17 protein-coding genes and 1 pseudogene are annotated in these 20,446 nt (G+C 64.0%); 10 read left to right on the forward strand and 8 right to left on the reverse strand.

Features of this window, described 5'->3' with window-relative positions:
- Positions 1–113 precede the first annotated feature (113 nt).
- Positions 114–470, reverse strand: a complete 357-nt coding sequence (locus JQ621_RS24445) for a hypothetical protein (protein ID WP_212237469.1) — start codon at positions 468–470, stop codon at positions 114–116.
- Between the two features lie 309 nt (positions 471–779).
- On the opposite strand from JQ621_RS24445, the gene JQ621_RS24450 reads away from it, so the two are divergent.
- Positions 780–1,664: an aldose 1-epimerase family protein gene (locus JQ621_RS24450; protein WP_212237470.1), complete on the forward strand. Its 885-nt coding sequence runs from the start codon at positions 780–782 to the stop codon at positions 1,662–1,664.
- A gap of 29 nt (positions 1,665–1,693) precedes the next feature.
- Here the strand turns inward: JQ621_RS24450 and JQ621_RS24455 are convergent, their stop codons facing one another.
- Positions 1,694–2,809, reverse strand: a complete 1,116-nt coding sequence (locus JQ621_RS24455) for an acyltransferase family protein (protein ID WP_312015442.1) — start codon at positions 2,807–2,809, stop codon at positions 1,694–1,696.
- Positions 2,810–3,149: 340 nt separating this feature from the next.
- Between JQ621_RS24455 and JQ621_RS24460 the strand changes: the two genes are divergently transcribed.
- Positions 3,150–3,965 carry a response regulator transcription factor gene (locus JQ621_RS24460; protein ID WP_212237474.1) on the forward strand — a complete coding sequence of 272 codons (816 nt, stop codon included), beginning with the start codon at positions 3,150–3,152 and terminating at the stop codon, positions 3,963–3,965.
- 313 nt (positions 3,966–4,278) lie between these two features.
- On the opposite strand, the gene JQ621_RS24465 is transcribed toward JQ621_RS24460, so the two are convergent.
- Both JQ621_RS24465 and JQ621_RS24470 read right to left on the reverse strand, forming a co-directional pair.
- Positions 4,279–5,055: a transglycosylase SLT domain-containing protein gene (locus JQ621_RS24465; RefSeq protein WP_212237476.1), complete on the reverse strand. Its 777-nt coding sequence runs from the start codon at positions 5,053–5,055 to the stop codon at positions 4,279–4,281.
- Positions 5,056–5,113: 58 nt separating this feature from the next.
- Entirely contained in the window at positions 5,114–6,253 is a 1,140-nt protein-coding gene (locus tag JQ621_RS24470; protein WP_212237478.1) for an alpha/beta hydrolase family protein, read from the reverse strand.
- 144 nt (positions 6,254–6,397) lie between these two features.
- Between JQ621_RS24470 and pgm the strand changes: the two genes are divergently transcribed.
- The 4 genes from pgm (at position 6,398) to JQ621_RS24490 (ending at position 11,007) form a co-directional block, all read left to right on the forward strand.
- On the forward strand, positions 6,398–8,044 hold the full coding sequence (pgm, locus tag JQ621_RS24475) for a phosphoglucomutase (alpha-D-glucose-1,6-bisphosphate-dependent) (RefSeq protein ID WP_212237480.1): 1,647 nt from the start codon (positions 6,398–6,400) through the stop codon (positions 8,042–8,044).
- Between the two features lie 172 nt (positions 8,045–8,216).
- Positions 8,217–9,266, forward strand: a complete 1,050-nt coding sequence (locus JQ621_RS24480; protein ID WP_212237482.1) for an aromatic ring-hydroxylating dioxygenase subunit alpha — start codon at positions 8,217–8,219, stop codon at positions 9,264–9,266.
- Between the two features lie 3 nt (positions 9,267–9,269).
- Positions 9,270–10,016, forward strand: a complete 747-nt coding sequence (locus JQ621_RS24485; protein WP_212237484.1) for a GntR family transcriptional regulator — start codon at positions 9,270–9,272, stop codon at positions 10,014–10,016.
- Between the two features lie 10 nt (positions 10,017–10,026).
- Positions 10,027–11,007, forward strand: a complete 981-nt coding sequence (locus JQ621_RS24490) for a PDR/VanB family oxidoreductase (protein WP_212237486.1) — start codon at positions 10,027–10,029, stop codon at positions 11,005–11,007.
- Between the two features lie 3 nt (positions 11,008–11,010).
- On the opposite strand, the gene JQ621_RS24495 is transcribed toward JQ621_RS24490, so the two are convergent.
- Together JQ621_RS24495 and JQ621_RS24500 are read right to left on the reverse strand one after the other, a co-directional pair.
- Complete coding sequence (locus JQ621_RS24495; protein ID WP_212237487.1) at positions 11,011–12,186, reverse strand: hypothetical protein; 1,176 nt, start codon at positions 12,184–12,186, stop codon at positions 11,011–11,013.
- 397 nt (positions 12,187–12,583) lie between these two features.
- The gene (locus JQ621_RS24500) at positions 12,584–12,949 is read right to left on the reverse strand and encodes a nuclear transport factor 2 family protein (RefSeq protein ID WP_212237489.1); all 366 of its coding nucleotides are present in this window, start codon (positions 12,947–12,949) and stop codon (positions 12,584–12,586) included.
- Positions 12,950–13,048: 99 nt separating this feature from the next.
- On the opposite strand from JQ621_RS24500, the gene JQ621_RS24505 reads away from it, so the two are divergent.
- The 3 genes from JQ621_RS24505 to hemC all read left to right on the forward strand — a co-directional run bounded on the left by JQ621_RS24505 (position 13,049) and on the right by hemC (position 16,512).
- Positions 13,049–13,639 (forward strand): TetR/AcrR family transcriptional regulator, encoded by a 591-nt coding sequence (locus JQ621_RS24505; protein ID WP_212237492.1) that lies wholly within the window; start codon positions 13,049–13,051, stop codon positions 13,637–13,639.
- Between the two features lie 242 nt (positions 13,640–13,881).
- A complete protein-coding gene (locus JQ621_RS24510; protein WP_212237495.1) occupies positions 13,882–15,507 on the forward strand; it encodes a GMC family oxidoreductase in 1,626 nt (541 codons plus the stop codon).
- Between the two features lie 24 nt (positions 15,508–15,531).
- Positions 15,532–16,512 (forward strand): hydroxymethylbilane synthase, encoded by a 981-nt coding sequence (gene hemC / locus JQ621_RS24515; RefSeq protein WP_212237497.1) that lies wholly within the window; start codon positions 15,532–15,534, stop codon positions 16,510–16,512.
- A gap of 53 nt (positions 16,513–16,565) precedes the next feature.
- On the opposite strand, the pseudogene JQ621_RS35530 reads toward hemC, so the two are convergent.
- A pseudogene (locus tag JQ621_RS35530) lies at positions 16,566–16,709 on the reverse strand (type 1 glutamine amidotransferase domain-containing protein); the annotation flags it as partial.
- 1,781 nt (positions 16,710–18,490) lie between these two features.
- Between JQ621_RS35530 and JQ621_RS24520 the strand changes: the two are divergent.
- On the forward strand, positions 18,491–19,132 hold the full coding sequence (locus JQ621_RS24520) for a response regulator transcription factor (RefSeq protein WP_212237500.1): 642 nt from the start codon (positions 18,491–18,493) through the stop codon (positions 19,130–19,132).
- Positions 19,133–19,317: 185 nt separating this feature from the next.
- Here JQ621_RS24520 and hemE read toward each other — a convergent pair whose 3' ends face one another.
- The gene (gene hemE, locus JQ621_RS24525; RefSeq protein WP_212237502.1) at positions 19,318–20,352 is read right to left on the reverse strand and encodes a uroporphyrinogen decarboxylase; all 1,035 of its coding nucleotides are present in this window, start codon (positions 20,350–20,352) and stop codon (positions 19,318–19,320) included.
- Between the last annotated feature and the right edge of the window lie 94 nt (positions 20,353–20,446).

Raw genomic sequence — 20,446 nt, forward strand, 5'->3', positions numbered from 1 at the left:
TCTACCGAAATCAGACGTTGCAGCTCTCCAAGCGAGGGTCAGCAACGGACCCAAAAGAACCCCAGATCAAAAAAAGCACCGACAGCCGCTGGGTGAGCTTGCGTCGTTGTGCCCTATTGCTTTTTCAACATCAGTTTCTCTAGCAGCAGTTCCCGGAGCGCGGCCGCCTCGAGTACCTGCGCAACCAGAAATCTTTTGAGGCTCGCGTTTTTCTCTTCAAGTACGCTGAGCAGCGTGGCCTCTCGGTCATTGTGGACCTGATCGGCGGCCGAAGGATCGCCGGTGATCGGATCAAGGTCGTGTGCTATCCGCCATTTGCGCTGCAACTCGCGGGCGCCGTGCTCGGTGTCGTATTCAAGGATCGTCCCGTCTTCGAACTGAACGAGCCATGGTTTGGAAAAGAACCGCTGAACAGTCGGACCTAGGGAATCCCGAGACAGGATGTAAACGTCAGAATGATGGGCAGCCATGCGCGATCCAAACGGATGAAGCTTGAAAAAGCATCGAAAAATTAACAATCCCAATGCAACCGGGGGACCTTATTCAGGGTCGACCGCTGCTGCTGGTAGTATTGAGTAATTTGGAATCGCCCGCAAGCCCTTGATCTATATCAGTTAGTGAAAAGTTCTCTCCGGTAGAGGCGCAGCCAGCAAAGCCGGCTGCGCTGGGTCATGCATGACAAAACTCAAGGAGAGCACACAAGGTCCGCTTTCGAGCGCATGGCGACCTATGGCCCAATTCATCGGTGGGTTAGCATCTCGAAGATATAGAGATCAATCATGAGCGACGAAACCCACACCCTCCGCCACGGTTCCCTCACCGCCACCATCAAGGCCCACGGCGCCGAGATGTGCTCGCTCAGCCACGCGGACGGCACCGAATTCGTCTGGCAGGCGGGGCCCGCCTGGCAGCGCCATGCGCCGCTGCTGTTTCCGATCGTGGGGCGCCTGGCCAACGATGAGATGCGGCACGGGGGCAAGACCTACCGGATGACGCAGCACGGCTTTGCGCGCGACAGCCGATTTAGCTGGGTGGAACGCGGCGAGAGCCGTTGCTCGCTGGTGCTCGAGGATAGCGAGGCGACCCGCGCGCTTTATCCGTTCGCGTTCCGGCTCACGGCGGCTTATGCGCTCGACGACGGGGGTCTCGATCTCTCGCTTACCGTCGCCAACACCGGTGGCGAGATATTGCCCGTGTCGCTCGGCGGTCATCCCGCTTTCAACTGGCCGCTTCAGCCTGGCGTGCCGAAGCAGAGCTATGCGCTGACATTCACGAACGAGGAGCCGTCGCCGGTTCGCCGTGTGGAGGGTGGGCTCCTGCTCGCGGCAACGGATCCAAGCCCCGTCCGAGGCACCGTGCTTGTTCTGTCGGAAGCCCTGTTCGCCAGCGACGCCGTTATCCTCGATCCCGTCAACAGCCATGCGGTCCGCTTCGCGCGAGCCGATGGTACCGGGCCCTGGCTCAGAATGTCATGGCGAGGCTTTCGCGAGCTCGGTATCTGGTCGAAACCGTCAGGCGCGCCGTTCCTCTGCATCGAGCCCTGGCGCGGCTACGCCAGCCCCAGGGACTTCGGCGGCGAATTCACCGAGAAGCCCGGCCTGATGCACATTGCGCCTGGTGCCCAGGAAGAGCTGTCCTATCGAATCGACGTCGGTTTGTCCTGAGAGGGTCGAGGCGCCGGCGCTGTGGCCGTTCAGTGCTGCACCGCCGTGGCGATGAGTTCAGCGCGCTTGACCTTGCTCGCCGGCGCGGTCAGCCGACGCGCCAGATCCTGCGCGTAGCGCTCGACCAGATGCCAGGTGGCGCGCGCGACGAGATAGCTCAGCACGGCTGTGACGGCATAGGCGAGCAGCAGCGACACCAGTCCGTCCGCGAACGGCCAGACCTGATGCAAACCATGGATCACCGCGAAATGCGACAGGTACATCGAATAGGAGTTGCGGCCGAGCGCCTCGACCGGTTCGCAGTGCACCGCCAGTTTGATGCAGCCGGCTACGCCTGCGCCAAGCACCAGATTGATCATCAGATAGTTGAACTCGTGCGAGCCGGTCGCGCGGTCTGCGATGAAGGACAATGCGATGAAGCAGGCAAGCATCGCGGCGTCGGATTTCGCAAAGCCGTCGCGCAGCGCAAAGAACAGCGCGCAGCCAACGAGGAAGATCGGCAACTGGTTCAGGAAGCTGATGTGCAGCGCGTTCCAGACGAAGGCCTCGTGACCGGGCCCGTAATACGTCGAAAACAGCGCGAACGCCCACGGCTTGAACAGGCAGACGTTGACCAGATGCAGCAGCAGCGCGAGCGCGAGATAAAGGTGTCTGCGCGATCCGAACGCGGTGATCACGAACGGAAAAACAACATAGAAGGTCATCTCCGCCGCGATCGACCAGTCGCCGGGCACGACGCTGTTCACGCTGTCGGGCCAGAAGCCGTGCAGGAAGGTCGCTGTGAGGATCACCTGGAGCGGCCCGATGCCGTTGGGGGCGTCGTGATTCGGTCCGGTGCCGTTGACGAACAGATAGAGCGGGATCGCGAGCCAGAACAGTGGCGCAATGCGCAGGAAACGGCGGATGTAGAACTTCCGCGTCGGGTTTGCCTCGGCGCGCCGCGTCCACATCAGGCACATCGTCATGGCGCTAACGAAGTAGAACACGTTGACGCCGGTCCAGCCGCACATGAAGGCGTAGTCGATGCCGTGAATGTTCGACGGAAACGATTGCGAAACGTGGATTGCCATCACGCCGGCGATGGCGAGACCGCGCAGGACGTCGAGACTATGTGAGCGATCGAAAGGTGTTGCGCCTTGATCCACTCGACCGGCAGCCGACCGGGCTTGCCCTCCCATCACGCCTGCTCCGTTGTCTCGCATTGTTCCGTGGTTGCAGCGCGCAAAGTATAGAGGCGCGGCCATGCCAACCGAAGCCGAACCCTTTCTTTACGTTAATCAGCGGTTGAATCCGGCATCCAATGAGCCGAATTGTTGGTATCGGGAGCGCTGCAGGGACCGGTGCGAGCCAGCTGTCATTGGCCGATGCGCTGATTGAGAAGTGTGAGGCAATTCATAGTAAATACTGCAATACCGTGACCTATATTGTTTGGGCGACGCAACGCGCCTAGTATTCGGCAGGCAATTTCGGGGGCTCGAACAGGCCGTGAATGTTCGTTCACACGACGGCGCATGGCGCGGCGACTTGAACTCTCGAGCCGGGTCGCAGGCACACAGGACATCCAATATCGTGGCTGATTCCGCACTTCAGGAATTGCGTTCGCTCGGGCGCGATCGGCTGATTGTCGTCGAAGACGATCCCGTGACGCGCACGATGCTGGTCGGTTACTTCAGCGAGAACAATTTCGATGTGGTCGGCGCCGGCACCTGCGCGGAATGCCGCCAGGCGCTGCGCGCGCGCACCGACCTCGTCTTCCTCGACCTGCAATTGCCGGACGGCGACGGCTTCGAGCTCGCCAAGGAGATCCAGGCGACCAGCAACGCCGGCATTATCTTCGTGACACGCCGCGACACCGACGTCGATCGCATCCTTGGCCTCGAGATCGCCGGCGACCATTACGTCACCAAGCCGATCAATCTGCGCGATCTGCTGGCGCGCGCGCGCAGCGTGCTGCGGCGGCGCTCGATCGACCGCAAGGCGGCGCGCAACCACAACTCGATTGCGTTCGGCGACTGGATCATCGACCTGACGCGGCGCGAGCTGCTCGGCAGCGACGGCAAGCCGGTGGCGCTGACCCGTGCCGAGTTCGACCTGCTCGCCGCGCTGGTCGGTGCGGACGGACGGCCGCTCAGTCGTGACTATCTGATCGAGGTCGTCAGCAACCGCCAGGCCGAGGTCGACATTCGCACGGTCGATGCGCTGGTGGCGCGGCTGCGCCGCAAGCTCGTCGGCAGCGGCACGCCCGTCATCGCCACGGTCACCGGTGTCGGCTACAAGCTCGCGCTCAGCGAACGCCTCTAGGCGCAACTACTGACGCGAGCAACGACGTGAAGCGATATGGCGTCGGTCAGCATTGCTGGCCGGCGTTTTTTGTCTCAGCCGCTGAAGCCGACGACGAGCCGGATGGCGACGAAGGTCGAGGTCGCCACGGCTGCCGTGGCGAAGATCGCGAACAAAACTCTCAAACCGTTGTGCATGGTCTCTATTCGGGGCTACGCAAAAAGACTATTTGGCAAAATCGCTGCAGCTACCCCCAAAAAGGGGAGCATCCGCAGTATTCCATCGATCAGGACGGTCCCGTCAAGAGCTGCGTCCGCCTTATCGCGAACGACTGTTAACGCGAGGCGGTCCGCTTCCACCTGACTTCGATGCGGGCCTTGATGCGGTTGACCCTGGCCTCATGCGCGGCCCAGAATGCCCTGGATGCGGCGGCCGTGCCGCGGCGGTAGCGCGCATAGACGTCCCTGGGCTGCGTCGCCCTGGGCTGCATCCGTGGCCTTTCAGTCCGTGCCGATGTCGTCGCCGGCGCTGGCGCTGCCGCAGGTTCCGGCGCCGGTGGTGCGACTGCGGTCCGGGTGATCGCAGCGGCCGAGTTCATGGCGAGCAGCCGGTTGCGGGCGCGGTTGCAATAGACCTGCGAACGGGCAGACGTTTCCTCCTCGTCGGACCTGGCTCGATATGTCATCAACGTGCGGCAGAGATCCCCGCCCGCCAGACCCCATGCACGGCTGAGATGGAGTACGCCGTAATGGATGTTGAGGTCGGGCTCCGCGAGCTCCGCGGCGTTTCCCTTGAACCCGAGCGCTGCTGCGGTCTCCAGTCGCAGTTGCATCAGGCCGAGCTCGCCGCCGCTGCCGACGACCGCCGAGTTGTAGCCGCTCTCGACGAAGACCACGGCCTCCGCGAGGTCGGCGGGCAAACCGGTCCTCGCCGTCTCGCGCTCGATGATCTTGCGGATCTCGGCGCGTGATGTCGCCGTTTCGCCTGCGCCGAGGTCGGCCTCTTTGGCAGCCTCCTGGGCCTGCGCGCAGGTCGATGCCGACAACAGCACGGCCACGACGACGTTCTTCCACGTCGCGGTGAGGTTTGGTCGTGCCGGATCCCGCTGCATGCAGCGTGTCGTACATCTTTGATGTTAACAACCGATGTGCCGCCGGCAGGCGAGATGCCTATCGTGCGCGCAAGACCTGGTCCGTGGAGGTCCCCTGGACGTTGCCGGAGGAGAGGTGGTCGTCGACCGCATAGAGCGTGCAGGTCGGGGTATATTTCATGCAGGCCGCGAGTGAATCGCGCTCCGCGTCCTCCACCGTGTTGCGTCCCGAGCGCCAGCCGTAGCCGCCGTTCGGCGACACCGCAAAGGCCTTGTGCGGCGAGGTGCTGGCGAGATAGCGGGCGAATTCGGCTTTGGCCGCGTCGTTGAAATGGTTCGGCGGCGGCAGTGGATCGGGCGGGCTCAGCACATCCTGGGCAAGCCCGCGCTCGCGCAGGAATGCGTCGAGATAGGGCGTCCATTGCGGGCGGCCCTCCACCGAATACAGATAGTGGCCGTCATCGCCGTAAGGCGGCGCGGTGACGAACTTTGCGTTGCCGCCGCCGGCGCGAAAGCCATCATGGAACCGGCGCGCCAGATCCGGGCCGAAATAGGAATCGTTGGTGGAATAGACCCAGAGCATTGGCACCCGCGAGGTCTTGCCGAAGGTGGCGAAGGCCTGCACCAGTCCGTCCGGATTGCAGACCTCGTCATCGTCGAGCGAGCCGCGACCGCCGGCAAAGCTGATCGCGGCGATAAGGCCGGCAGGTGCCTGCGCCGTCAGCGCGACGGTGGCAAGACCGCCGGCGGAATGGCCGGCCGCGATCATGCCTGACGTGGTGACGTCGGCCCGGCGTGCCATCGCGTCGATCGCGGCGCGCAAGTCTGCAACGGAAACCGCTGCCGCGGGCAGATAAGCGGCGTTGCTGCAGCTTCCGACGTTGTCGACGCGCCCGCCCGGCGAGGTGCCATAGCCGCGGCGCATCACGACCAGCGCGGCAAAGCCGCGCCGGGCATATTCCAGCGCGATGCCGTAGTATTGGTGGGCCGACATGGTCGCGCGATCGGCAAAGCTGCGCGGCGAGCCGTGACTGAGCAGCGCCAGCGGATAGCGCTTGGTCCCGGCCGGACGGACCAGGAACGCCTCCAGCCCCTGCGGTCCGGCGGCCGCCATCGGGATGCGCAGATCCTCGATGTAGAACTGGGCCGCGCGCGCCGGCGCGCCTGACGCCGCAAGCCAGGCGATCAGAACACCCAGGAATCTGTGAAACCGCGTCATGCCCCGACTCGAAAAGCCCCGATCGGAAGCGACCATAGCACGATCCCGGGAACGGCCACCCGTCGGCTGTGTTGTGGCTTGGCGCGCTTGCGGCCGATGCTATGGTGCGTCGCATCTCTGCACGACAGGACGAGGGTATTCCCAGTGGCTGATGTTCATCCCGCGGCGGGCAAGCCGGTTTCGCCGGACGCGCTCGCCAACATTCCAAGGCTGGTGACGGCCTATTTTGCTGGCAAGCCGGACGCAGCCGATCCGGCGCAGCGGGTGGCGTTCGGGACGTCAGGCCATCGCGGCACCTCGTTCAAGAACACGTTCAACGAGGGCCACATCCTTGCGACCACGCAAGCGATCTGCGACTACCGGAAAGAGAAAGGGCTGACCGGTCCGCTCTTCATCGGCATAGACACCCACGCGCTGGCCGAGCCGGCGCTTGCCAGCGCCGTCGAGGTGTTCGCGGCGAACGGCGTCGACGTCATGATCGACAAGGATCACGGCTACACGCCGACGCCCGTCATCTCGCACGCGATCCTGACCTACAACAAGGGCCGCACGTCTGGCCTTGCCGATGGCGTCGTCGTCACCCCCTCGCACAATCCCCCCGAAGACGGCGGCTACAAATACAATCCGCCGCATGGCGGCCCCGCCGACACCGACGCGACCTCCGTCGTCGAGAAGCGCGCCAACGCCTATCTCGCTGATGGCCTGAAGGGCGTGAAGCGCATCGACTATGCCAAGGCGCTGAAATCGTCGACGGTGCACGCCTACGACTACGTCACGCCCTACGTCGCCGACCTCGGCCATGTCGTCGATCTAGAGCTCGTCAAATCCGCGGGCATCAAAATCGGCATCGATCCGCTCGGCGGCGCGGCCGTGCATTACTGGCATCCGATCATCGCGCGCTACGGCCTCAAGGCCACGGTGGTGAACGAGGCGATCGACCCGACCTTCCGCTTCATGACGGTGGACTGGGACGGCAAGATCCGCATGGACTGCTCCTCGCCTTATGCCATGGCGGGCCTGATCGCGATGCGCGACCGTTTCGACGTTGCCTTTGCCAATGACACCGACGCCGACCGTCACGGCATCGTCACCCGCACCGGCGGGCTGATGAACCCCAACCATTATCTGGCGACCGCGATCTCCTACCTGTTCGCGCACCGGCCGAACTGGGGCAAGGACGCCGCCATCGGCAAGACCGTGGTGTCGAGCTCGATCATCGACCGCGTCGCCAAGAAGCTCGGCCGCAAGCTGGTGGAGACGCCGGTCGGCTTCAAATGGTTCGTCGATGGTCTGCTCACGGGCGGCTTCGGCTTCGGCGGCGAAGAGAGCGCAGGGGCCTCGTTCCTGCGCCGCGACGGCACGGTGTGGACGACGGACAAGGACGGCATCATCCTCGGCCTGCTCGCTGCCGAGATCATGGCCAAGACCGGCCGTGATCCCAGCCAGCTCTTTGGCGACCTCACCGCCGAGCTCGGCGTGCCCCATTATGCCCGCATCGACGTCGCCGCGACGGGTTCGCAGAAGACCATCCTGAAGTCCGTCACGCCCGAACAGCTCGGCCTGAAGGAGCTCGCCGGCGACCCGGTCCGCTCGACCCTGAGCAAGGCGCCCGGCAACGGCCAGCCGTTCGGCGGCATCAAGGTCGAGACCGATTTCGGCTGGTTCGCGGCGCGGCCCTCGGGCACCGAGGACGTCTACAAGATCTACGCCGAAAGCTTCCGCAGCACCGAGCACCTGATGCGGATTCAGGACGAGGCCCAGGCGGGACTGAAGAAGGTGTTCGGGACGTAGCGACGCAGGCAGGCGGTTTCTTACCCTCCCCTGGAGGGGAGGGTGTAAGACTGCTTCATCCTGTATACACGATATCAGTTTAAGGTAATATAATACGCCTATTCTGGTATTGAATCAGTCTCCGCCTCCGGCTATTGTATACATAACGCATACATAAGCCTTGGGAGGCCCCATGACAAAACCCTTCCCCATGAACGCCTGGTACGCCGCCGCCTGGGACGCGGATGTGAAGCCGGCACTGTTGCCGCGGACGATCTGCGGCAAGCACGTCGTGATGTACCGCAAGGCCGATGGCTCGGTGGCCGCGCTGGAGGATGCCTGCTGGCACCGCCTGGTGCCGCTGTCGAAGGGCCGGCTCGAGGGCGACACCGTCGTCTGCGGCTATCACGGTCTGAAATACAACGCGCAGGGCCGCTGCACCTTCATGCCCTCGCAGGAGACCATCAACCCGTCGGCCTGCGTGCGCGCCTATCCCGTGGTCGAGCGTCACCGCTACATCTGGCTCTGGATGGGCGACCCCGCGCTCGCCGACCCCGCGCTGGTGCCCGACATGCACTGGAATCACGATCCGGCCTGGGCCGGCGACGGCAAGACCATCCGCGTGGCCTGCGACTACCGCCTCGTGCTCGACAATCTCATGGACCTCACCCACGAGACCTTCGTGCACGGCTCCTCCATCGGCAACGATGCGGTCGCCGAAGCGCCGTTCGACGTCACCCATGGCGAGAAGACGGTGACCGTGACGCGATGGATGCGCGGCGTCGAGGCGCCGCCGTTCTGGGCCAGGCAACTCGGCAAGCCGGGCCTCGTCGATCGCTGGCAGATCATCCGTTTCGAGGCGCCGTGCACCATCGCCATCGACGTCGGCGTCGCGCCAACAGGCACCGGCGCGCCGGAAGGCGACCGCTCGCAGGGCGTCAACGGTTTCGTGCTCAACACCATCACGCCGGAGACCGAGAAGACCTGCCACTATTTCTGGGCGTTCGTGCGCAACTATCAGATCGGCGAGCAGCGCATCACCACCGAGATCCGCGAGGGCGTCTCCGGTATCTTCCGCGAAGACGAGCTGATCCTGGAGGCGCAGCAGCGCGCGATGGACGAGAATCCGGATCGCATCTTCTACAATCTCAACATCGACGCCGGCGCGATGTGGATGCGCAAGCTGATCGACAGGATGGTGGCGAAGGAAAACGGACCGCAGCAGCTTCAGGCGGCGGAGTAGGGGATGGCCGAGGTCGACCGCTCGGTCTCGCAGACCGTGAAGGCGCAGCTCGCGCTGCGCGACCAGATCCTGTCGGGGTCTTTGCGGCCGGGCGAGCGCATCTCCGAGCTTCAGGCGGTGGAGACGACCGGCGCCTCGCGCACCCCGGTGCGCATGGCGCTGGTGCGGCTGGAGGAGGAGGGGCTGTTGGAGGCGATCCCGTCCGGCGGCTTCATGGTGAAGGCGTTTTCGGAACGCGACATCTCCGATTCCATCGAGCTGCGCGGCACGCTGGAAGGCCTCGCGGCGCGCTTTGCCGCCGAGCGCGGCGTTTCCGCGCGCGAGCTCGAGCCGCTGAGGGAATGCCATCTGGCGATCGATGATCTGCTGCGTCAGGTCCCGATCTCGATCGAGGCCTTCTCGGCCTATGTCACGCTGAACGCGCGCTTTCACGCGCTGCTCACGGAACTATCGCGCAGCCCGCCTTTGATCCGGCAGATCGACCGCGCTTCGGCGCTTCCCTTCGCATCCCCAAGCGGCTTCGTGATGGCGCAATCGGCGCTGCCCGAAGCACAGCAGATCCTGATCATCGGGCAGGAGCACCACCGCATCGTGATCGACGCCATCGAGAACCGCGAGGGCGCGCGCGCCGAAGCCGTCATGCGCGAGCATGCGCGTCTCGCCGTGCGAAACCTGCGCCTTGCGCTGCGCAACAGGACCCATCTCGACCTCTTGCCGGCGCTCGCGCTGATCAAGACCGCAACCGATTGAGGGCAACGCCATGCGCTTCGTCGAAACCTGGATTCCCGCGACGCTGGTGTCGACGCGCGATCTTTCGCCCGGCATCCGCGAATTCCTGATCAGGCCGGATCAGTTCGACGTCACAGCCTATCCGGTCGGCAGCCACATCAATGTCAGCGTCACCATCGATGGCTTGCCCGAGACGCGGTCCTATTCGCTGGTCGGCGAAGCCTCGCCGCGCGGCTTCACCATCGCGGTGCGCCGCGCCGAGGACTCGCGCGGCGGCTCGCGCTACATGTGGCAGCTCGCGCCGGGCGCGCGGCTCGACATCACCCGGCCGGCCTCGCTTGTCGCGGTCGACTGGGCTCGTGAAAACTATTGCCTGATCGCCGGCGGCATCGGCATCACCCCGATCCTCGGCGCAGCGCAAGCGCTGGCGCGCCGCGGCGCCAACGTCATCCTGCATTATGCCGTGCGCAGCCGCGCGGATGCCGCCTACCTCGACGAGCTCGCCGCAATGCTCGGCGACCGCCTGGTCGTCCACGCCAGCGACGAAGGCAAGCGGCTCGATCTCGACGCGCTGTTCGCCTCGCTGCCGAAGGGCGCGCTGACCCTGTTCTGCGGTCCGATGCGCATGCTCGATGCCGCGCGCCACGCCTGGATCGGCACCGGCCATCCACTCTCCGATCTCCGCTACGAAACCTTCGGCTCCAGCGGCACGCTGCCGACCGAGGCCTTTCGCGTGCGCCTGAAGGGCAGCGATGTCGAGCTCGAAATTCCGCGCGAGCGTTCGATGCTCGATGTTCTCAACGCCAGCGGCTTCGAGGTGATATCCGACTGCAAGCGCGGCGAATGCGGCCTCTGCGCCATCGACGTCGTCGCCGTCGACGGCGAGATCGACCATCGCGACGTTTTCTTCAGCGACCACCAGAAGCAAAGCAACGCGAAGATCTGCACCTGCGTCTCCCGCGCGCGGGGCACCATCACCGTGGACACGCTCCTGCGGGCGGATGCGGTTTGATTCCTACTTCGAAGCGGGAGGAGGCGTCGCGCTCGCGGACGCCGCGCCTGAGGTGCTCGGCGCCAGCTTGTCGTATGCATCCGAAAGAGTTGGAATCAGTTTCTCCGTCAATCCCTGCGCGGTAAATTCGGTCTTCTCGCCGGCTTTTCCGGTCATGTCATCGGTCCCGACCAGATGCGACAGCTCGTGCAGGAGCGAGCCGGCCTGTCCGCGGGGCGTCTGCCCCTTGGCGTTGCACCATTGCGGAACGCAAAGGTGGATCTTGCTGTCGTGAACCATGGTGTTGAGAGTGCCGAGGATTCCGCTGCCGCCGTTGGTGTAGGAATAGCCAATGCGCAGAGTCTTCGCGTCGCATTTCTCGCAGATCAAGGCGACCTTCTGTTTGCAGGCATCCTTGATCTTGATCAGCCAGCCTTTCAAGGTTTCCCGGTTGCTCGGTCCGTCCTTGCCCGAGAAGAAGTCCAGATAGAGTCGGGCCGGCCCGCTGGCCTTGTTCAGATTGTCCTCGATCGAGCCCGGCAATTCGAGCAGGCTGAGAACCTTTTCCGTTCGCACGCAGCCGTCGTGCAGCATGCCGGCGACGTCCTTTCTTGAGGGACCGCCAACGCAGATCGGCTCATCGCACTCCCATGCGATGTCCTGTGGATCGACAGGAGGCTTCGGCACGTCCTTTGGATCCTGCGGCGTCGGGGGATCGGATCGCGACGTGGTCTGCGGCGGCGGATTTGATGGTGGATTTGAACCCGTTTGCGGAGTGTCGGGATTGCTGCTCGGGGGTGGCCCGGCCGTCGTCGCGGGCTGATCCGGCGCCTTCGGCGGATGCACTGGCGCCGGCGCGTCGTCCCCCTTCTTGGCGGCGCGTTTCGGCTTCTTCACTTCAGGTGATTTCGTGACGGTTGCAGATCCGTCGCCGGTCTTCTTCTTTGCGTTGTCCTCTGCCCCTTGCTTGCTGACGGCATTGCCGATCTCAAGCCCAAGGCCTATTCCCAAGCCCACGCCTTCGCCGATGGCGCGGTCGTGCATCCCGCCGCCGCGCGGACCGTCCATGGGACGGTCGCCGCGGTCGCCTCCGATCATGAATTGCCCGAACACAGCCGATGTTGAGTTGAGCAGCAGAAAGACCGCTGCAAGGTAGAGTAGCGGCTGGGAGATCGTGCCAAATCGCGAGAAACCAAGCATGAAAAGCTCCTCTCTCCGGCAATGACGAGGTGTGGTATCTGCTACGAAAATCGATCAATCTGCGCGTCACTTCAACGCGATTCTAACACCGCTGCTGCGCGCGTACCGGCCTCAAAAAAACTGCAGGTTCGATCCCGCTTGGCCTTTGTTTGGCATTGTTGATCCTGCGTGCGCGAACGTCAAGTCGGGCACGCATGTCGCGACCATCTCCGCTGTCATGCCCCCCGGCGCGATGACGGACGCGGTCAACCGGGCACGCGAGCGGATTGTCGGCGGGATGTTTGCGGGCTGGGACGATCAGGAGATCGAGGATACTCGTGCGCCTGATGCGCAAGCTCGCCGACCCGATGACCGCGCCGGAGGAGTTGGTCTGACAATGTTCACGAGGCCGCGGACGTCACCGTCCCAGCTGCTTCGGGTCGTAAAAGAACCGCTCCTCGATCAACTGGTCGCCTTGCCAGGTTTGCCAGGCAATCTCCTCGAGCGTCCGCGTGACGCCTTCGGCATTCGTGAAGCTGAAGCTCCAGCGCGTCGCGACGTTATCTCCCTCGATCAAGCTCGGCCCGATGCGGACCGCCTTGACCTCCCGCGACATCGCCAGCACGCCGCGCTCTTTGGCGACGAGATTGTCGCGGCCGACCGTCGGTGCGGTGTTGTTCTCGTAGGTCACGGCATCGGGCGTACAGAACTGCTCGATCGCGCCGATGAAATCTCCGTCCTCCAGGCGCTTCGCAAAGGCTTCGACGATCCCACGGCTCGGCATGATGTCCTCACGATTAAAACCGACTGTGGGTCGGTAAATACCGACCGGTGGTCGAAAAGTCAACTGGCCGCGCCTCAGGAATTCGAATAGACCGGACCCATGGCCAAACAGGCGGAGCGGCGGGCGGCAACCTTGGAGGCGATCCTGACGGCGGCGCGACGGCTGTTCGGGACGCAAGGCTTTGCCGCGACCACCATGGACAACATCGCGGAAGGCGCCGGCATCGCCAAGGGCGCGGTCTATCATCACTTCAAGACCAAGGAGGCGGTGTTCGAAGCGGTGTTTGACCTGGTCTCGCGCGACCTCGTCACCGAGATCGACGGCGCCGCGCGCGCCGAGAAGGACGTGCTCGCCGCGATGGTCGCCGGCACACAGCATTACTTTGCCGCGACCGCCAAGGGCCCGACCGGCCAGATCATCTTGCGTGACGGCCCGGCCGTGCTCGGCTGGGAGCGCTGGCGCGAGATCGATGCAAAGCACTTTGGCGGCAAGATGCCGCGCGCGCTGTCGGCGGCGATGGAGGCCGGCCTGATCGCAAAGCAGCCGGTCGAGCCGCTGGCGCGGCTGCTGCTCGGCGCGGTGACGGAGGCCGCGGTCGCCTGCGCCGGACGCGCCGATATCGCAAGGGCTGGCGCGGAATATGCCCGTGCGTTCAAGTCGCTGGTCGAGGCGCTGCGTCTGCGCGCATGATTGTGCTAGGTCGTTTTGCAGGCAAAGCGAGCCCAGAACCCGGATCACCTCTCCCGTAGGGAGAGGTCGGATCGCATCGAAGATGCGATCCGGGTGAGGGGTTGCGGTCTCACTTGCCGTTGCGGCCCATTCACCCGGATTGCTCAGGCACGCAATTGCGTGCCAAAGCAATCCGACCTCTCCCCGTCGGGGAGAGGTGACGACACCGGAAACGCTCCCATCAACAAGAAGACTAGCGAAATATGAACGCAACTTCCTCCCTCACGCCTTCCGATCCCGCATTCGACTACATCATCGTCGGCGCCGGCTCCGCCGGCTGCGTGCTCGCCAACCGGCTCTCGGCGAACGGCAAGCACAGCGTGCTGCTGCTCGAAGCCGGGCCGAAGGATTCCAACATCTGGATCCACGTGCCGCTCGGCTACGGCAAGCTGTTCAAGGAAAAGTCCGTCAACTGGATGTACCAGACCGAGCCGGAGCCCGAACTGAAGGGACGGCAGGTGTTCCAGCCGCGCGGCAAGACGCTGGGCGGATCGAGCTCGATCAACGGCCTGCTCTACGTGCGTGGCCAGCACGAAGATTACGATCGCTGGCGCCAGCACGGCAATGCCGGCTGGGGCTATGACGACGTGCTGCCCTATTTCAAGAAGGCCGAGAACCAGACGCGCGGCGCCGATCAGTACCACGGCACGGGCGGTCCGCTGCCGGTCTCCAACATGGTCGTGACCGATCCGCTGTCGAAGGCCTTCATCGACGCCGCGGTCGAGACCGGTCTGCCCTACAATCCCGATTTCAACGGCGCGACGCAGGAAGGCGTCGGCCTGTTCCAGACCACCACCCGCAACGGCCGCCGTGCCTCGACCGCGGTGGCTTATCTTGGCCCGGCGAAGACCCGCGGCAATCTCAAGGTCGAGACCGAGGCGCTCGGCCAGCGCGTGCTGTTCGAGGGCCGTCGCGCGGTCGGTGTCGAGTACCGGCAGGGCACGACCGTGCGCCGCGCGCGGGCGCGGAAAGAAATCGTGCTGTCGAGCGGCGCCTACAATTCGCCGCAGCTGTTGCAGCTCTCCGGCGTCGGCCCCGCCGATCTCCTGCGCCAACATGGCATCGACGTCGTGCTCGACGCGCCGGGCGTCGGCCATGATCTCCAGGATCACATGCAGGTCCGCATCGTGATGCGCTGCTCGCAGAAGATCACGTTGAACGACACCATCAACCATCCGCTGCGCCGCACGCTCGCCGGCGCGCGCTACGCGCTGTTCAGGAAGGGATGGCTGACGATCGCGGCCGGCACGGCCGGCGCATTCTTCAAGACCAGTCCGCGCCTCGCCTCGCCCGACATCCAGGTCCACTTCCTGCCGTTCTCGACCGACAAGATGGGCGAGCGGCTGCATGATTTCTCGGGCTTCACGGCGTCGGTGTGCCAGCTCCGGCCCGAGAGCCGCGGCAGCTTGCGCATCAGGAGCGCGGATCCGACCGTGCCGCCGGAAATTCGCATCAATTACATGTCGACCGAGACCGACCGCACCACCAATGTCGAAGGCATCAAGATCCTGCGCAGGATCCTGAATGCGCCGGCGTTGAAGCCGTTCGTGGCCGGCGAATACGATCCCGGCACGAAGGTATCCACGGACGCCGAGATCCTGGATTATTGCCGCGAGCGCGGCAGCACCATCTACCATCCGACCTCGACCTGTCGTATGGGCAACGACGCGCTCGCGGTGGTGGACCAGCGGCTGAAGGTGAGGGGGCTCGAGGGCCTTCGCGTCGTAGACGGCTCGATCATGCCGGATCTCGTGTCGGGGAACACCAACGCGCCGATCATCATGATCGCCGAGAAGGCCTCCGATATGATATTGGAGGATGCGCGCTAACCACGCGTCTGAAGAGGATTGGACTTGGCCACGCGATTCAGGATCGGTACCCGCAAGAGCGCAATGGCGCTGGCACAGACGGAAGAGATCGCGCGCCGCCTGACCTCATCCGTATCAGGTCTCGACGTCGAGATCGTCAAGTTCGACACCACGGGAGATCTCGACCAGACCAGCAAGCTGTTGCCGCATGGCGGCAAGGGCGGCGCCTTCGTCGCGCAGATCCGCGCCGCCGTGCTGGCGGGCGAACTGCAGGCCGCGATGCATTCGCTGAAGGACATGCCCGGCAACGAGGACACGCCCGGCCTCGTCATCGGCGCCACGCTGTCCCGCGACCCGGCGAGCGATGCCCTGGTGCTGCGCGAGGGCGTGACGCTGGACGCGCTGCGCCAGTCGCGCGGCAAGGGTTTTAAAATTGGCACCAATGCCGTTCGCCGCGCCGCCTATGCGCGGCGGTTGTTTCCTGACGTCGAGGTGATCCACTTCCGCGGTGCCGCCGATACGCGCGTGCGAAAGCTCGATCATGGTGAGAAGCAGAAGCTCCCTGACGGTGGTGCGGTCGGGCCCGCGGACGCGCTGATCATGGCGCGCTCGGGTCTCGATCGTGTCGGCCTTTCCAGCCGGATCGCCTACGAATTCACTGCGGCGGAGATGCTGCCCGCGGCCGGGCAGGGCATCGTCGCGGTCGAATGCGCAGCGCAGGACTGGCAAACGCGGCAGATCCTGTCCTCGATCGACGACGCTGACGCGCATCTCTGCGCCGATGCCGAGCGCGAGGTGCTGTGGGTGCTCAACGGCCACTGCAATTCGCCCGTCGCCGGCTTCTCGACCATATCAGGCGATCGGATGTCGCTGACCGCCTCCGTGCTCGATCTCTCCGGCAACACCATCATCGAAGCCTCGCGCACCGGCCCCGCCAGCCGGCCGCGCGAGCTCGGCCGCGCGGTCGGGCTCGATCTGCTGGGCAAGGGCGCCGCCGAGATCATCGAGCGCAGCCGGCCGCGATAAGGCGCGACCTCTCAGGTACGGTTTGTCGCGCAGCCTCTCGGATCGACTCGTCTTCAGACAGACTTCCGGAGCGCCGCCAGGAGCTCTTTTGCCATCGGGCCCGCAGAGGCCGGATTCTGGCCTGTCATCAGTCGACCATCGACAACCTCCTTTGGTTGCCAGTTCTCCGTTGACGCATAGTCCGCGCCAACCGCCCGCGCGAGTTCGGTCGTAGCGTCAGGCTGGATGTGCTGGGCAAGGGCGCCGCCGAGATCACCGCGTGCAGCCTGCTGCGCTATCGCTGTACCCATAGGCCCAGTGGAGTGCGGCAATGTTCGGCTTGCACCTGGAGCGACCAAGTTGCGGGGGCTACTTCAGGGTGCACATGCCGGGAACAGGTTAGTTGTCAGCGCGTACCGATACGTTGATGTCGCGAGCAGAAACCGGAAAAATGCTTCGCGTTCAACATCCCTGTTACGTCCGGTTGTCACCCGGCAAGTGCAGTCACCAACGCGATCCCGCTGAGGAAGTTGCAAAAAGCCGCGACTGGTTGCGGGGCGGAGGAGGCGCCGAACCTCCGAGGGCTATGACGACTTCGAGACTTCGACCCCGATCCGCTTCGAGGCGGCATTTCATGCAAAGCGCCGCATTCGAACGGTCGATATTGCTGCGAGCTTCGCACAGGGCCGGAAAAAGGGCCGCCTTGAGGGCGGCCCTTCGCGAAGTCTGGAGTTACGGAAGATCCAAAAGACAGGTGCTTCAAAGCCAGCCCCGGGATTGAAAAAGCTAAGGATACAAACCCGTGCCCGGTGACGCCAATCAAGCAGGGCGTTGTTTCAACATTATTTCGTCGCGAGACGAAATTGCAGTTCCGGAGTGGGAACCTCATGCGGGGGCAGCCGTAGCTGAAGATCGAACGCCTTGGTCGAATGTGAGGCGATGAAAGGCTTGCAACGCGGCAGGGACCTCGACGTCGGTGTCGACAACGCGTCGAGCCACGGCGTCGGAGGCGCGCGTCATATGTCTGATTTTGAACAATGCTGCGGCGTTGTTCGAGCGGGTGCTTTGCGGCCCGTGAATGCTGGGTCGGCCCGGTCTTGCGCCGGGCCCTATGCTGGAGGGTGCCGAATTTCGATAGGCTTCGGTATTTGAACGGAGGTGTGCTCGCCACCGCCTGAACTTATGGTGGCACGCTCTAAGTGAGCGTTGGGATGACGAGCCGTCGAGCCAAGGACAATCCACCCATTCTCATCTGCGAACAATGCAAGCGCCCGATGGATTATCTCGCGACACTGCCAGAGATTGCAGAACTTCCGGCTGCGCATGCCTACAGGTGCTTGCCTTGTCGCAGGGTTGATACGATTGAGCTGAAATGAGCCGGCTTACGGCTGCCCAGCGATGTCCGGTCACTCCCCAATAGGGCCCCAAAAGCGAACATTTCCCGAGGTCGCAGATGGACCACAAACGACCTCAACGCGTTGCGCCTCTGCTTCGCTGACGGCCCACAAACAGACATCCGTTTCGTCACTTTCGTTTCGCCATTGGCTTTGCAAGCTCGCGGGCGCTGTCCATGACGAGCTGCACAAGCGGGCTGACGGCGCGATCCCTCAAGGTGACCATCCCGTTTGGTCGCTGGGCCGCCGGCAGTTCAACGGACAACACCTTCAGGGCTCGATGTAGCCAGTCACAAGCTGAAATCTGATCCGTGGATGACGCCGGCCTCGCCATCGACGCCACGCTGTCGCGCGATCCGGCGAGCGACGCCCTGGTGCTGCGCAAGGGCTTGGCCGCGCGGCCGGCTCGATCTTCTGGGGAAGGGTGCCGCCGAGATCATCGAGCGCAGCCGGCCGCGGTGAACGCGTTAATTCCGGCCTAATCGCGCACAAATTTTAGCAAACTTGTCGTTATTCGGTCGAGAACTGTATCGACATGTTTTGCTTTTCCATCCGCCGCGACGAGTGCATAGGCGCTGCGGGTTTCAGCAGGAAAGGCCGTGATCATGACCGCCAACGAAGTCCTTATTCTCGAAGACGATGCGACGATGCGCGCAATGCTGAGGGTCGTGCTCAAGAAAGCCGGATATGAGCCGTTGTTCTTTGCGGATGGCGAAGCGCTCATCGCGAAGGCCCGCGACACCACGCCGGCCTGCATTCTGCTCGACCTCTGCCTGCCGAGACAATCCGGCCTGGACGTCCTTGGCGAACTGGCTCACCGGAGCTATTCGGCGCCGATCCTCATGGTATCGGGGCAGGGCGACATTGCAACTGCGGTGCGCGCGCTTCGAATCGGGGCCGCGGATTTTGTCGAGAAGCCTTTCAGCCCGACTGATCTGATCGCGCGGATTGTGTCGGCTGGCGCTGGCGAGCCGGTCCGTTCGGCAGGTTCGATCGCGCAATTCAAGCATTCGCGCAGACTGAGCAAACGCGAATCTGAAATTCTCGATCATCTGCTCGCGGGGTCCACCACCAAAATGATCGCGCGGAAGCTCGGCATCAGTCCGCGGACGGTCGAGGATCACCGCGCCAGCATCATGCGAAAGGCCCGCGTCAAGTCGATGGCGCAGCTGTCGGTCATGGCCTTCGAAGGAGCGCGGGTCTTGAAGAACCGATTGGCCGATCCTGCGCGCGGCACCTTGCATTGAAGGAGCAACGGAGCCTGCGACGTGTTCCGCGCCTCGTCCTGCAATGATGCCATCATGCCCCTGTTTTGCCCGACGATGCAAGCGATTTCGGTTATACCGAAATTAGCGAGCACTTTCAATCCCATCCTACTGTGCATGGGGTTGTTTTCGCAGTGCTGTTTCCACCTCTTGAAAGCGGGATAAAATTACCCCCGCACGCGCTTGATCATCTGCTCGACATGGGCGATCGGCGTCTCCGGCTGGATGCCGTGGCCGAGATTGAAGATGAAGCGCCCTTGCGCATAGTTCGAAAGCACGTCGTCGATCGCGCGGTCGAGTGCCGCGCCGCCCGTGATCAGCACCAGCGGATCGAGATTGCCCTGCACGGCGACCTTGCTCTGGACGCGCTCGCGGATGAACGACGGTTCGGCGGTCCAGTCCATGCTGACGGCGTTGACGCCGGTCGCCTCGACATAGCCGGGCAATTGCGCGCCGGCGCCGCGCGGAAAGCCGATGATCTTCGCGTCGGGCACCTTTGCGCGCACGCCTTCGACGATGCGCCGTGTCGGCTCGGTCGACCAACGCGCGAATTCGGCGGGCGGCAGCACCCCGGCCCAAGTGTCGAAGATCTGCAGCGCATCGGCGCCGGCTTCCAGCTGCGCCAGCAAATAGTCAATCGAGTTTTCGACCAGAACGTCGATGATCTTCGCAAACGCCTCCGGATGCCGGTAGGCCATCATCCGCGCCGGCGCCTGGTCCGGCGTGCCGTGTCCCGCGACCATGTAGGTCGCAACCGTCCACGGCGCGCCGCAGAAGCCGATCAGCGCGATCTTTGGATCGAGCGCACCGCGCACGATCTTCAGCGCCTCGAACACCGGTGCGAGCTTGCCGAAGTCGGCCTGCGCTGCGAGCATTGCGACTTTGGCCGGATCATCCAGCGGCTCGAGCCGCGGACCCTCGCCGACCTCGAAGCGCACCTCACGGCCGAGCGCGTAGGGGATCACGAGAATGTCCGAGAAGATGATCGCCGCATCGAAGCCGAACCGGCGGATCGGCTGCAGCGTGACCTCGGCCGCAAGCTCCGGATTGAAGCAGAGATCGAGAAAGCCGCCGGCCTTGGCGCGCACCTGCCGATATTCAGGCAGATAGCGGCCCGCCTGCCGCATCATCCACATGGGCGGGACGGCCCGGCGCTGGCCGGAGAGCACGTCGATGAATGGCTTTGTCGCAGACTGGGGCACGAGCGATCCTGATGCAGAATTGAGGTTCCTGATACACCGCCCCGCCGGAGGGGAACAGAGGAACCAGCGCAAATGCCCCGCGTTGACCTGGTCG

It is taken from the genome of Bradyrhizobium manausense (assembly GCF_018129685.1).
GTDB lineage: Bacteria > Pseudomonadota > Alphaproteobacteria > Rhizobiales > Xanthobacteraceae > Bradyrhizobium > Bradyrhizobium manausense_D.

Coding starts and splice junctions, on each gene's coding strand:
- JQ621_RS24520 (WP_212237500.1), top strand. CDS start 18,491: ATGACCGCCAACGAAGTCCTTATTCTCGAAGACGATGCGACGATGCGC.
- JQ621_RS24490 (WP_212237486.1), top strand. CDS start 10,027: ATGCGCTTCGTCGAAACCTGGATTCCCGCGACGCTGGTGTCGACGCGC.
- JQ621_RS24470 (WP_212237478.1), bottom strand. CDS start 6,253: ATGACGCGGTTTCACAGATTCCTGGGTGTTCTGATCGCCTGGCTTGCG.
- JQ621_RS24485 (WP_212237484.1), top strand. CDS start 9,270: ATGGCCGAGGTCGACCGCTCGGTCTCGCAGACCGTGAAGGCGCAGCTC.
- JQ621_RS24505 (WP_212237492.1), top strand. CDS start 13,049: ATGGCCAAACAGGCGGAGCGGCGGGCGGCAACCTTGGAGGCGATCCTG.
- JQ621_RS24480 (WP_212237482.1), top strand. CDS start 8,217: ATGACAAAACCCTTCCCCATGAACGCCTGGTACGCCGCCGCCTGGGAC.
- JQ621_RS24465 (WP_212237476.1), bottom strand. CDS start 5,055: ATGCAGCGGGATCCGGCACGACCAAACCTCACCGCGACGTGGAAGAAC.
- JQ621_RS24500 (WP_212237489.1), bottom strand. CDS start 12,949: ATGCCGAGCCGTGGGATCGTCGAAGCCTTTGCGAAGCGCCTGGAGGAC.
- JQ621_RS24445 (WP_212237469.1), bottom strand. CDS start 470: ATGGCTGCCCATCATTCTGACGTTTACATCCTGTCTCGGGATTCCCTA.
- JQ621_RS24510 (WP_212237495.1), top strand. CDS start 13,882: ATGAACGCAACTTCCTCCCTCACGCCTTCCGATCCCGCATTCGACTAC.
- JQ621_RS24450 (WP_212237470.1), top strand. CDS start 780: ATGAGCGACGAAACCCACACCCTCCGCCACGGTTCCCTCACCGCCACC.
- JQ621_RS24495 (WP_212237487.1), bottom strand. CDS start 12,186: ATGCTTGGTTTCTCGCGATTTGGCACGATCTCCCAGCCGCTACTCTAC.